This is a genomic window from Streptomyces sp. NPDC102258, from assembly GCF_055584685.1.
In genome coordinates, this window is record NZ_JBVJLO010000002.1 from 330,831 (window position 1) to 343,716 (window position 12,886).

The 12,886-nt window shown below is 74.9% G+C and carries 7 protein-coding genes; 4 read left to right on the forward strand and 3 right to left on the reverse strand.

All coding sequences use genetic code 11. From position 1 onward, the window contains the following. Positions 1–3 precede the first annotated feature (3 nt). Together ACZ6ZT_RS04680 and ACZ6ZT_RS04685 are read right to left on the reverse strand one after the other, a co-directional pair. Positions 4–3,489, reverse strand: a complete 3,486-nt coding sequence (locus ACZ6ZT_RS04680; protein WP_469715509.1) for an aminotransferase class I/II-fold pyridoxal phosphate-dependent enzyme — start codon at positions 3,487–3,489, stop codon at positions 4–6. After that, the gene (locus ACZ6ZT_RS04685) at positions 3,486–4,427 is read right to left on the reverse strand and encodes an NAD-dependent epimerase/dehydratase family protein (RefSeq protein ID WP_469715511.1); all 942 of its coding nucleotides are present in this window, start codon (positions 4,425–4,427) and stop codon (positions 3,486–3,488) included. The genes ACZ6ZT_RS04680 and ACZ6ZT_RS04685 overlap by 4 nt, the downstream gene beginning before the upstream one ends. Positions 4,428–4,711: 284 nt before the next feature. Between ACZ6ZT_RS04685 and ACZ6ZT_RS04690 the strand changes: the two genes are divergently transcribed. Further along, positions 4,712–6,187, forward strand: a complete 1,476-nt coding sequence (locus ACZ6ZT_RS04690) for an aminopeptidase P family protein (protein ID WP_469715826.1) — start codon at positions 4,712–4,714, stop codon at positions 6,185–6,187. A gap of 62 nt (positions 6,188–6,249) precedes the next feature. Here the strand turns inward: ACZ6ZT_RS04690 and ACZ6ZT_RS04695 are convergent, their stop codons facing one another. Continuing rightward, positions 6,250–7,074, reverse strand: a complete 825-nt coding sequence (locus ACZ6ZT_RS04695) for a hypothetical protein (protein ID WP_469715512.1) — start codon at positions 7,072–7,074, stop codon at positions 6,250–6,252. Positions 7,075–7,257: 183 nt separating this feature from the next. Between ACZ6ZT_RS04695 and ACZ6ZT_RS04700 the strand changes: the two genes are divergently transcribed. The 3 genes from ACZ6ZT_RS04700 to ACZ6ZT_RS04710 are packed head-to-tail and all read left to right on the forward strand — an operon-like array spanning position 7,258 to position 12,871. After that, entirely contained in the window at positions 7,258–8,199 is a 942-nt protein-coding gene (locus ACZ6ZT_RS04700) for an oxygenase MpaB family protein (RefSeq protein WP_469715514.1), read from the forward strand. After that, complete coding sequence (locus ACZ6ZT_RS04705; protein WP_469715516.1) at positions 8,181–11,276, forward strand: protein kinase domain-containing protein; 3,096 nt, start codon at positions 8,181–8,183, stop codon at positions 11,274–11,276. Before ACZ6ZT_RS04700 ends, ACZ6ZT_RS04705 begins: the two co-directional genes overlap by 19 nt. Beyond that, complete coding sequence (locus ACZ6ZT_RS04710) at positions 11,273–12,871, forward strand: phytoene desaturase family protein (RefSeq protein ID WP_469715518.1); 1,599 nt, start codon at positions 11,273–11,275, stop codon at positions 12,869–12,871. The genes ACZ6ZT_RS04705 and ACZ6ZT_RS04710 overlap by 4 nt, the downstream gene beginning before the upstream one ends. Positions 12,872–12,886: the final 15 nt, after the last annotated feature.

Genomic DNA, 12,886 nt, shown 5'->3' on the forward strand with positions numbered 1-12,886 from the left:
TCCTCACCCGCCGGCCGCCGCCACCTCCTCGGCCAGCACCGACACCGCGCGCCGCACGTCCTCCTCGCGGTGCTCACTGGTGACGAAGAACCGAAGCCGGGACAGGCCCTCCTCCACCGCCGGGTGGAAGATCGGATCGGCGATCACCCCGCGCGCGAACAGCCGGTCCGCGACGCGCAGGGTCCGCGCCGAGTCGCCCAGGAGACAGGGCACGATCGGCGTACCGGCGCTGGAGCCCGTGGCCAGACCGGCCGCGGCGGCCAGCGCGAGGAACAGCTCCGCGTTGCGCCGCAGCCGGCGCACCCGCTCCGGTTCGGCGGTGATCAGCTCGGTCGCGGCCAGCGCCGCGGCCGCGTTGGCCGGGGTCAGGCCCACGCTGTAGACGAAGCCGGGCAGCGTGTGGCGCAGCCACCGCACCATCCGGGGCGAGCCGCCGAGATAGCCGCCGCAGCTGGCGAACGCCTTGGACAGGGTGCCCATCCACAGGTCCACCCCCGACCGGTCGACCCCGTAGAACTCGCCGACGCCCCGGCCGCGTTCGCCGACGGTGCCGATGCTGTGCGCCTCGTCGATCATCAGCAGCGCCCCGTAGCGCTTCTTCAGCTCGATCACGGCGGGCAGGTCCACGAGGTCCCCATCCATGCTGTACGCGCCCTCGACGACGACCAGGACCCGACGGAACCGCGGCCGGTTGACCCGCAGCAGGTGTTCCAGCCGGTCCGTGTCGTTGTGCGCGAACGGGCGCCGCGCCGCCCCGGACAGGGCGATGCCCTGGAGGATGCTGTCGTGGGCGAGCGCGTCGTGCAGCACCAGGTCCCCGGCGCCGACCAGGTGCCCGATCGCGGTGACGTTCGTGGCGTGGCCGCTCACCAGCACCAGGCAGTCCCCGACGCCGAGGAACTCCGCGAGGGCCCGCTCCAGCCGTACGGTCAGGTCCCGTTCGCCGGAGAGCACCCGGCTCGCGGAAACCGAGGTCCCGTACCGGTCCAGAGCCCGGTGGGCCGCCTCGGTGACCGCCGGGTGGCCGGAGAGTCCCAGGTAGTTGTAGCTGCCGAAGGACAGGTACCCGCGCTCGCCGATCACCGTCGTATCGCGGATGGTGCCCTGGTGGACCCGGAAGTACGGGAAGGCCGCGCCGCTGTCCTCGATCACGCCGAGCCGCTCCTCGAACCGCTCCACCTCCGGGAACTCCTCGACGGACGCCGTCGCGGGGTCCCAGCGGTCGTGCGGCGGCTCCGGGGGCGGGCCACCGGGCTCCGACGAGCCGGCCGGATGGGCTCCGACCAGGGCGATGAGCCGTTCGATGGTCAGGCCGGGGGTGAAGACCTCCTCGGTGGAGAAGCCCCGTACCCGCTGGCCGATGACGACGTCCAGCTCTTGGAGCATCAGGGAGTCGAAGCCCAGGTCGGCGACCAGGGTCATCTCCGCGCTGAGGTCGGAGAGCGGGAAGACGCCGGTCCGCGACACCGCTTCGAACACGACGGAGGCCGCCGAGGCGTCGTACGCGGCGGCCGGGTCGGCGTGCACGGGGGCGGGTCCGGTGGCCTGCGCCGGCGGGGACTCCGCCGGACCCGGGCGGTCCCCGGTCCCGCGCGCCGACTCGTCCACCACCCAGTGGTGGCGGGGGGCGAGCGGACTGGGCGGCAGGGTGTGCGGAGGGGTCCGCTCCATCAGCGGACGCAGCCCCGGGCCGCTGGCCGCACGTACCGCGAGAGCGGCCAGGACGGCCTCGCGCTCCCCGGGCGGCAGCGAGCCGGGGGCCGGTACGGGGACCTCAGCGGGCTCGCCCGGCGCCGCCGTGCCGATCACCCGTCCCGGCCCGAACTCCCCGGAGCGGCCAGCCGCCACGGCCTCGGCGGCGCCGGCCAGCGCGGTGACGGCGTCGTCTGCGTCCCGCGCCACCAGCGCCAGCCGCTGCGCGAGGGGAGTACGGCGGGCCAGGGTGGCGGCCACCCCGGCCAGGGGCAGCCCGTCGCGGGCGATCGTGTCGGCCAGCTCCCGTGCGTGGCGGGCCAGTCCGGCCCGGTCGCGGGCGCTCAGCACCAGCAGCTGCGCCTCCCCGTCCACGGCCGGCGCGGGCAGCGCGGGACCCTGCTCGACCACCAGGTGGACGCCGGTGCCGCCGAAGCCGAAGGCGCTGACCCCGGCCCGGCGCGGCCGTCCGGAGTCCGGCCAGGGGACCGGCGCGGTGGGTATGGTCAGCCGCGCGGCGTCGAGCCCGGCGGGCTCGGCGTGCTCGAAGTCCGGCTGCGGCGGTATCACGCCCCGCTGCACGGCCAGGACGGTCTTCACCAGCCCGGCGATTCCGGCGGCGTTCAGCGCGTGCCCGACCACGGCCTTGACGGCGCCGAGGTAGGCGGGCGGCCCGTCCGCGCCGCGCAGCTCGCGCAGCACGCCCACCTCGACGGGGTCGCCGACCCGGGTCCCGGTGCCGTGCGCCTCCAGGTAGTCCACCGCGCCCGGGGCGAGGCCCGCGTCGCGGTAGGCGCGGCGCAGCGCGCGGAGCTGACCGGCCGCCTGGGGGTGCATGCCACCCTGTACCGTGCCGTCGTTGGCCGTGCCCACACCGCGTATCACCGCGTAGACCCGGTCGCCGGCCGCCAGCGCGTCGGCCAGCGGCCGCAGCACCAGGACCCCGGCACCCTCGCCGAGGACGAAGCCGTCCGCCTCGGCGCCGAAGGGCAGGCACCGGCCGCTGCGCGAGAGGGCGCCGATCCGGCTCAGGCCCACCAGCAGGTCGGGAGTGAGGACCAGCTGCGCGCCTCCGGCGAGCGCGATACGGGTGCGGCCCGCGCGCAGGGCGAAGACGGCGTTGGCCACCGCCATGAGGCCGCCGGAGCACGCCGCGTCCAGCGCGTAGCTCTCGCCGTGCAGGTCGAAGACGGAACTGATCGTGTTCGGGCCCATGTTGAGCAGGAGCCCGGCGACGGACGTGCCGTGCATGCCGTCGACCGCGCGGACGGCGTCCGCCGCCCACCGGGGATCGGCCGGCGGGGCCCCGAACTCGCCGCCGGCCAGCTGCCGCATCCGTACGTGCAGGGTGCTGAGCCCGCGGTAACCGCTCTCGGTGAGCGAGGTGATGACCGAGGTCTCCTCGCGGTCGAAGCCCTCCGCCTCCCAGCCCGCGTCCTGGAGGGCCTCCCGGGCGAGGTCGACGAGCAGCCGGTGCTGCGGATCCATCGAACGGGCCCGGCGGGGCGGGATGCCGTAGTGCGCCGCGTCGAAGTGGCCGACGTCGGGCAGCAGCGCCATGGTGTCCGTGGAGGCCGCGGACGTGTCGCGCAGGCTGTCGGAGAGGAAGTTCGCGGCGCGCCACCGCGCGTCCGGTATGGGGGAGAACTGCGGCCGGGGGGACGTCAGGAGACGCCAGTACTGGTTCACGTCCCGTGCGCCCGGGAACCGGCAGGCCATCCCCACGACCGCGACGTCATCGCGCCGCGTGCCCTCCGAGGCACCGGGAGCGCGGTCCTTCTCGGTCACCGGTGTCATCCGCCGGCGGCCAGGTGCTCACGCCACCACTCCACCGTCGCCTTGACCTGTTCGTCGAGCGGGGTGGCGCGCACCGAGAACGCGGCCTCGTAGGCGCTGGAGTCGAGGACGAACGGCCGGTCGAACTGGTAGCGGATCTCCTTGAGTTCGCGCATCAGCGGGGAGAACGCCGACGCCAGGGCCAGTACGGCCGGGGGCAGTGCGCGCACCGCGACCGGCGCCGTGCCCGCCTCGGCGGCCAGTCGGTCGACCATCGCGCGCACCGGCAGCGCAGGCCCGGTCGGGACGTGCCAGGCACGGCCCCAGGCCCGTTCGTCGCCCGCGACCTCGGCCAGGGCCGCGGCCACGTCGGGGAGGTAGCTCCAGCTGTGCGGGGCGTCCGGATCCCCGAGGGTGGAGACGGACTTGCCGCGCAGCAGCCGTGGCAGGACGCGTCCGGCGAGGTGGCCGCCGTCGGTGACGCCGGGACCGAAGAAGTCCGACGCGCGCACCTCCACCGCCCGGACGCGTCCCTCCTCGTGCAGCCGTCGGGCCCGCTCCCAGACGGCGGCACGGACCCGGCCCTTGGGGCCGGCCGCGAAGAGCGGCAGCTCCTCGGTGAGGGGGCCGTCGACGGGACCGTAGCCGTAGAGGTTGCCCAGCAGGACCAGCGCGGCGCCGGTGGCCTCGGCCGCCGCGCAGACCGAGTCGGCCAGCCGGGGGAGGTCCCGGGTCCAGAGCTGGTAGGGCGGTGCGGCGCAGTGGTAGAGGGCGGTCGCGCCCCGGACGGTCTCGGTCAGCCGCGCGGTGTCCGACGCGTCCAGCGCGACGTGCTCGATGCCGGGCTCCGCGGCCCGGCCCTTTCTGGTGACGACCTTGACGGTGTGGCCCCGCTCTGCCAGCAGCCGGGCGGTGGCCGCTCCGGCGGGCCCGAACCCTATGACGACATGAAGATTCACACGGGAACACTAGCGCGGGCCCGGGGCAGGGCCCCAGCGCGGCGGGCTCGGTCAACGGGTCTCGGACGGAAGTTGACGCACTATCGTCCTGCGTCGGCCCGGGGCGCCGGGGCGGCATCAAATCCGAGCCGCCCCGGCCGGGTCCGTGCCACGATGGCGGGCGGCCTCCCGCGGTGCGGGGGCGTTGTCCGGTCAGGAAACGACCGGATGTGAACGGACCGACGTGAACGGACCGACGTGAACAGACGCGATCGAACGAGGAGGCAGCAGCCGTGACCGAAGGGCTGTCCGAGAACCCGTCCGAGGCTCCGCCTGGGGCATCGCCCGCAGACCCGTCCACGGATGCGTCCCAGGGTGAGCGCCCCGGTCCGCGCCGACGGGTGAGCGACGAGCTCGCCGAGAACATGAAGCAGGGCTGGGCCGACACCGGGCGGCACGACGTACAGCCCCTCCCGCAGGCCGCCCACACCGCCCGCCGCCGCGCGGCGCTCTCGGCCCGGTTCCCCGGCGAGCGGCTCGTCGTCCCCGCGGGCAACCTCAAGGTCCGCGCCAACGACACCCACTACCCCTTCCGCCCGTCCTCCGACTACGTCCACCTGACCGGTGACCAGACGGAGGACGGCGTCCTGGTCCTGGAGCCCGAGGCGGACCGTGGCCACCGGGCCACCGTCTACCTGCTGCCCCGGTCCGACCGGGAGAACGGCGAGTTCTGGCTGTCCGGCCAGGGCGAGCTGTGGGTCGGCCGCCGCAACAGCCTCACCGAGAACGAGAGGCTCCTCGGCCTGCCCGTCCGCGACGTCCGCACGCTGGCCGCCGCCCTGGCGGAAGCCACCGGCCCCGTCCGCATCCTGCGCGGTCACGACGCCGGGATCGAGGCGGCGCTGCGGGACAAGGTGACGGCCGAACACGACGACGAGCTGCGCGTCTTCCTCTCCGAGGCGCGCCGGGTCAAGGACGACTTCGAGATCGCCGAGCTGCGCCACGCCTGTGCGGCCACGGCCCGCGGCTTCGAGGACGTCGTGCGCGTCCTCGACAAGGCCGAGGCCACCTCGGAGCGCTACATCGAAGGCACCTTCTTCCTGCGTGCCCGCGTCGAGGGCAACGACGTCGGTTACGGCTCCATCTGCGCCGCCGGCCCGCACGCCTGCACCCTGCACTGGGTCCGCAACGACGGCGCCGTCCGCTCCGGCGACCTGCTGCTGCTCGACGCCGGCGTGGAGACCCGCACCCTCTACACCGCGGACGTCACGCGCACGCTGCCGGTCAACGGCACGTACAGCGAGATCCAGCGCAAGGTCTACGACGCGGTCTACGAGGCCCAGGAAGCCGGCATCGCCGCCGTGCGGCCGGGGGCGAAGTTCCGCGACTTCCACGACGCCGCGCAGCACGTGCTCGCGGAGAAGCTCGTCGAGTGGGGCCTGGTCGAGGGCCCCGTCGAGCGCGTCCTGGAACTGGGGCTGCACCGCCGCTGGACCCTCCATGGCACCGGCCACCTGCTCGGGCTCGACGTCCACGACTGCGACGCCGCCCGCGCCGAGGCGTACGTGGACGGCACGCTGGAGGCGGGCGTCGTCCTCACCGTCGAGCCGGGTCTCTACTTCCAGGCCGACGACCTGACCGTGCCCGAGGAGTACCGGGGGATCGGCGTCCGGATCGAGGACGACCTCCTCGTCACGGAGGACGGCAACGAGAACCTCTCCGCCATGCTGCCGCGCCGGTCGGACGAGGTCGAGGCATGGATGGCCTGGCTGAAGGGCTGACGCGCGGCGCGGCACGGCGCGGGTGGCCTCGTCCTGCTGTCCCGCTGTCCCGCTGTCCCGCTTTACGTGCGCTCGGCGGCGCCGGGTTCCACGGCGCCGCGCGGGGCTCCCGGGTCGAGGGGCGCGGCGCGCTCCCACGCCTCCTCGAAGACCTGGACCAGGAAGGCCACGACGGACGGCTGCCTGATCTCCAGGACTTGGGTCAGGGTCTCGTCGTGCCCCGGCACGTAGGCGACGGACCGGTCGGCGATGACCAGTTGGCCGATGAGGCGGTCCAGGGTGCGCACCTCGCCGCCCGCGCCCGTGAGCCGTTCGACGTGGCACAGGGCGTCCGGCCGGGTCCGTACCGCGTGCGGGAAGAGGGCCCGGTGCCGGGCGGGACCGGAGCGGAAGCGGTCCGGCCCGTCGCGGCCGTGGACGCCGTCCGGGTCGTCCAGGTCGAAGGGAGGCCGGGCGCCGTCCGGCTGTACGGTCATCAGCTCTTCGCGGCATCCGCGGACCGCGTGGGCCAGCGTGGCGCGGATCGCTTCCTCACCGTCGATGACGGTGGCCCAGCCGGTGTGTTCGCGCCGCGCGGCCGTGGAGAGCGGGGTGACGGGCACGAAGCCGTCGGCGACGGCCCGGGCGTCGGGCGGCTGCTCCGTGGGCGACCGCTCGGCGGGCCGGACCGGTTCGGCCCCGACCGCCTCTCCCGGAGCGACGGGCACGAGCACCGTCGGATCGTCGGGCGAAGGGACGAGCAGCCCCATCCGCACCAGGCAGGCGGGTGCGCCCTTCTTCGGCGTACAGCCCTTCACGACGGTCTTCCGGTAGACGCTCAGGCCCGCCCCGCACACGCCGTACTGTGCGCAGCATTCCGCCGGGTGTTGCCTCACGTGATCCCGCATGACTCCATTATGCGTTCGAAAGCCAGATTGCGGGCGGTCAATACCGCATATCGCTAGAGTCTGAGTGGTAGTTGACCATGGAAATATAGGTAGTAGGTGGGGTGGGAGGTGGCTGCCCGGTCCGGCGGCGTCCGTGGATGGGTCGCTCCCCGCCTGGGTAGGCTCCCCGCCGGGAGGCCGGCCATGAGCGCAGCTCCGTACGAGAGTGCGGACCCGGGGCTCTACGGGCCCGGGTCCGTCACCTGGCAGTGCCACGGCGACCCGGTGATGTGGATCGCCGGGGTCCGCGCGCTGTACCTCCAGGCCCTGCACCCGCGCGCCCTGCGCGGGGTCATGGAGAACTCCGACTTCGAGCGCGACGCCTGGGGCCGGCTCCTGCGCACCGCCGACTTCGTCGGCACGCTCACCTACGGCACCACCGAGGCCGCCGAACGGGCCGGCGCCCGGGTCCGTGCCCTCCACCGCCGGCTGTCCGCCACCGACCCGGACACCGGGGAGCGCTTTCCGGTCGACGACCCCGAGCTCCTGCTGTGGGTGCACTGCGCGCAGATCGACAGCTTCCTGCACGTCCTGCGGCGCTCCGGCGTCCCGCTCACCCCCGCGCAGGCCGACCGTTACGTGGACGAGAACCGCGTCAACGCCCGCCTCGTCGGCCTCGATCCGGCCGGAGTTCCCGACTCCGCCGCCGGGCTCACCGACTACTTCGCGCGGGTCCGCCCCCGCCTCGCCGCCGGGGTAGACGCCCGCGCCGTCGACGACTTCCTGCGGGCCCCGCCCGTCCATCCGCTCCTCGTGCCTGGCCGAAACCTGCTGTGGAGACCCCTGGCCGCACTCGCCTACGATTCGCTCCCCGGCTGGGCGCACGAGCTGTACGGGCGCACCGCACCAACCCCGCCCGTCGTCACCCGGCGCCTGCGCCTCACCGGTCGCCTGCTGCGCAGCATTCCCGCAGGTCTACGCTGGCAGCTGCCCCCAGGTCACATCTTGAAAGCGATGCGCCGACTGGGTGCCGGCAGCCGCCCCTCCGCGTACACACTGCGTACATCGGCGGCCATACTGGACCGGCCGGGGAGGGCGCGGCACGACGACGGGGGCGGCTTTAAGACATGGCGGAGTCCAGGCTGATCCAGGGCCGGTACCGGTCACTCGATCTGATCGGGCGCGGTGGCATGGGCGAGGTGTGGCGCGCCCGCGACGAGTCGCTCGGCCGGCAGGTCGCGGTCAAGTGCCTCAAGCCCATCGGGCCCGAGCAGGACGCCCACTTCACCCAGGTGCTGCGCGAGCGTTTCCGGCGCGAGGCGCGGGTCGCGGCCTCGCTCCAGCACCGGGGCGTCACCGTCGTGCACGACTTCGGCGACGACAGCGCGGCGGGTGGTCCCCTCTACCTCGTCATGGAGCTCCTGGAGGGCCGCAACCTCAGTCAGCTGATGGAGGACAACGATTCCCGGCCGCTGCCGGTGGACGTGGTCCTCGACATCGCCGAGCAGATGGCCGCCGCCCTCGGCTACACCCACGACCAGGGCGTGGTCCACCGCGACCTCAAGCCCGCCAACATCATGCGGCTCACCGACGGCACGGTGAAGATCTGCGACTTCGGCATCGCGCGCCTGGCCCACGACATCGGCTTCACCGCGAAGCTGACCGGCGGCGGCATGGCGATGGGCACCCCGCACTACATGTCGCCCGAGCAGATCGCGGGCGGCGAGGTCGACCACCTCAGCGACCTGTACTCGCTGGGCTGCGTCCTCTACGAGATCGCCACCGGGGCCCCGCCGTTCGACCTCGGCGACTCCTGGTCGGTGCTGGTCGGGCACCGCGACTCCGTGCCCGTGCCGCTGCGCGAGCACCGGCCGGAGCTGCCGGCCCACTTCGAGCGGCTCGTCCTGGAACTCCTCGCCAAGCGTCCCGAGGACCGGCCGGGGGACGCCCGCCACCTGCACCGGCGCCTGATCGAGGCCCGGCCGGGCTCCGGCGGGGCGCCGCTGCCGGCCTGGGCCGAGGGCATGACCGCAGGCCGCAAGGCCGGCATCGAAGCCCGGCCGGCCAGCGGCGAATGGACCGTCCTCACCGGCTCCTGGACCGCCTCCCGCCCCCAACCACCCCACACCGCCACCCCGGACGCCATTCCCAGCTCCGACCCGAGCACCGGCACTGCCCCCGGCCCGGACTTCGGTCCTGGCCCGGGCTTGGGCGTCGTTGCCGGTTCGGGGCCGGGAACCGGCATGGGTTCTGGTCCCGGCGCCGCCGTCGTCGCCGGCCCCGGCAGCGGTTCGGGCCTTGGCGCGGGCGTCGGCGGCGTTTCCGGCATCGGTCCCGGCCCGGACGCGGGCAGCGGCGCCAACTCCGTCTCCGGCCCCCTTGGTCCGGGCACCGGTCTCGGTTCCGGCTCGGGAACGGGCCCCCACCTCGGCCCCGGCTCTGCCTTCGGGCTCGCCTCCGGCTCGTTCCCGGGCACGGGCCCGGGGCCCGCCATCGGCTCCGTCTCCGGCCTGGGCGTCGGCGTCGGCTCCGGGCCTGGCTTGGGTGTCGGCGGGGGCTCCGAGTCCGGACTCAGCGTGGGCGGGGGCTCCGGTGTCGGTGGCGACGCGGGTTCCGGCCTCGGCATCGGCGTGGATTCCCCTTCCGGTGTCGGCTCTGGCTCCGGCGTGGGCTCTGGCTCCGGTGTCGGCTCCGGCCCGGGCATCGGCGTGGACTCCGGTTCTGGTTCCGGTATCGGCTCCGGCGTGGGCTCCGGCACGGGAATCGGCGTCGGCTGGGGTGCCGGTTCTGGCTCGGGCGGCAGCCCCCATGTTGGTTCCGGCTCGGGCGGCGGTTCCCGCAGCGGGCTCGGTTCGGTGGCTGGGCAGGCCGGCGCCGGTTCCGGGCCGGCGAGTGGTATCGGGCCGGTCGTGGGAGCGGGGCTCGGGTCCGGGGGGCAGCGGATCCTGCGGCCCGCGCCCGGCGAGGATCCGCGGCTCACCCCCGCCTACGGACTCGGCCCCACACCCGGCCAGGGTGCCGACCTCATCCTCGGTCAGGATATTGGGCAGACGCCCCGCCAAGGGCTCGGGCAGACGCCCGGTCAGGGCTTCGGTCACACCCCCGGTCAGGCCCCCGGCCACACCCCCGGTCAAGCCCCCGGCCACACCCCCGGTCAGGGCCTCGGACAGGTGCACGGCCAAGGGCTCGGGCAGGCCCCCGGTCAGGGTCTCTGGCCGACCCCGGGTCGGGACCCCGGGCAGACGCCCGGCCAGGGCAGCGGCGCTGAGGCGCTCGATGCCGGGCATACCCGGGCGTTTCGGCTCAGTCGGGACGGGCGGCCCGAGGAGGCGCTTGCCGTGTACGCGGCCGTGGCGCGGGGCCGGGCCCGGGTGCTGGGTGCCGAGCACCCGGACACCCTCGCGGCCCGCCAGGAGGAGGCGTACGAACTCGGGCGCCTCGGCCGCCACGGCGAGGCCCACCGGATCTACGACGCGGTCCTCGACGCCCGGATCCGGACCATGGGCCCGCGCCACCCCGACACCCTGCGCTGCCGCCACAACCTGGCCTGCGCGCTCAGCGCCCTCGGCCGGCACGCCGAAGCGCACGCCGCCGCCGCCGAAGTCGCCGCCGAGCGGGCCTCCGTACTCGGCGCCGAGCACCCCGACACGCTCCTGACCCGGTACGAGGCCGCCTACGCCCTCGGCCGGCTCGGCCGCTGGGACGAGGCGCTGACCGGGTTCCGGCACGTCGCCGCCGTACGGGAACGCGTGCTCGGGCGGGACCACCCCGACGCCCTCGCCGCCCGCTACGAGACCGGCATCGCGCTCGGCCGCACCGGCCGCGCCGCCGAGGCCCTCGACCTGTTCCGGGCCCTGGTCCGCGACCGCACCCGGGCCTACGGCGCCGCCGACCCGGAGACCCTGCGCGCCCGGCACGTCCTCGGTGTCAACCTGGGCCGGCTGGACCGCTGGGAGGAGGCCGTCGCCGAGGCCCGCGAGGTCGGCGCCGCCCGCGCCAGGACCCTCGGCGCCGAGCACCCGGACACCCTGGTCAGCCGGCGCGAACTCGCCGTCGGCCTCGGCCGGCTGGGCCGCTGGGACGAGGCGCTGCCCCTCTACCGGGACCTCTCCGGCATCCGCGAACGCTCCCTGGGCGACGAGCACCCCGACACCGTCCTGGCCCACGCCGACGAGGCGCACTGTCTGGAGCGGCTCGGCCAGGTGTGTTACCAAGAGCCATGACAGCCACCAGGGTTACCCGGGGATTCGCGCACGAGGTGTACGACGCGGTGATCGTGGGAGGCGGCCACAACGGCCTGGTCGCCGCCGCCTACCTGGCCCGGGCGGGCCGCTCGGTGCTGGTCCTGGAGCGGCTCGGGCACACCGGCGGCGCCGCCGTCTCCACCCGCCCCTTCACCGGCGTCGACGCCCGCCTCTCGCGCTACTCCTACCTCGTCTCCCTGCTTCCCGCGAAGATCGTCCGGGACCTGGGGCTGCGGTTCCGGGTCCGCCGTCGCACGGTGTCCTCGTACACGCCCCACACCCGCGGCGGCGCCCCCGGCGGGCTCCTCGTCGGCGGCGGCGAGGACCGCACCCGGGAGTCCTTCGCCCGGCTCACCGGCTCAGACCGGGCCTACGAAAGCTGGCGCGCGTTCTACGCGATGACCGGCCGGGCCGCCGGGCGGATCTTCCCCACGCTGACCGAACCGCTGCCCACCCGCGAGGCCCTGCGCGCCCGCGTCGACGACGAGACCGCCTGGCGGACCCTGTTCGAAGAGCCCCTCGGCCAGGCCCTGGAGGCCCGCTTCGACGACGACCTGGTCCGCGGGGTCGCCCTCACCGACGCCCTGATCGGCACCTTCACCGACGCCCACGACCCCTCGCTGGTCCAGAACCGCTGCTTCCTCTACCACGTCATCGGCGGCGGCACCGGCGACTGGGACGTCCCCGTCGGCGGCATGGGCGAGCTCACCGACGCCCTCGCCGAGACCGCCCGGGCCGCCGGCGCGGAGATCGCCACCGGGCACGAGGCGCTGCGGATCCACACCGACGGCGCCGCACCGGCCGAGGTCACCTTCCGTACGGCGACGGGCGAGGGCACCGTCGTCGGCCGGCACGTCCTGGTCAACGCCTCCCCGCGGGCGCTGTCCGAACTCCTCGCCGAGGAGGCGGATCCGGCGCTCCCGGCCCCGGAGGGCGCCCAGTTCAAGGTGAACATGCTGCTGAGCCGGCTGCCCCGGCTCCGGGACGCCTCGGTGAACCCCCGCGAGGCCTTCGGCGGGACCTTCCACATCGCCGAGGGGTACGAACAGCTGCGCCGCGCCCACGCGGAGGCCGCCGCCGGGGAACTGCCGTCCGTACCGCCCTCGGAGATCTACTGCCATTCGCTGACGGACCCCTCGATCCTCGGGCCGGAGCTCGCGGAGCGGGGCTGCCAGACGCTCACCCTCTTCGGCCTGCACACCCCGGCCCGGCTCTTCGAGAAGGACAACCGCCAGGCCCGCGAAGTGCTGCTGACCGCCACCCTGGCCCAGCTCGACGCGCACCTGGCCGAACCGCTCACCGACTGCCTGGCCTTCGACGCCGACGGCCGCCCGTGCATCGAGGCGAAGACCCCGCTGGACCTGGAACACGAACTGCGCCTGCCCGGCGGCCACATCTTCCACCGGGACCTGTCCTGGCCCCACCGGCCCCCGGAGGGCGACGCCGTCGCGGGGCGCTGGGGGGTGGAGACCGCCCACCGCACCGTCCTGCTGTGCGGTGCGGGGGCGGTGCGCGGCGGCGGTGTCAGCGGCATCCCCGGGCACAACGCGGCGATGGCGGTCCTGGGACGCTGACGGCTCGTACGTCCG

Coding starts and splice junctions, on each gene's coding strand:
- ACZ6ZT_RS04680 (WP_469715509.1), bottom strand. CDS start 3,489: ATGACACCGGTGACCGAGAAGGACCGCGCTCCCGGTGCCTCGGAGGGC.
- ACZ6ZT_RS04695 (WP_469715512.1), bottom strand. CDS start 7,074: ATGCGGGATCACGTGAGGCAACACCCGGCGGAATGCTGCGCACAGTAC.
- ACZ6ZT_RS04700 (WP_469715514.1), top strand. CDS start 7,258: ATGAGCGCAGCTCCGTACGAGAGTGCGGACCCGGGGCTCTACGGGCCC.
- ACZ6ZT_RS04705 (WP_469715516.1), top strand. CDS start 8,181: ATGGCGGAGTCCAGGCTGATCCAGGGCCGGTACCGGTCACTCGATCTG.
- ACZ6ZT_RS04710 (WP_469715518.1), top strand. CDS start 11,273: ATGACAGCCACCAGGGTTACCCGGGGATTCGCGCACGAGGTGTACGAC.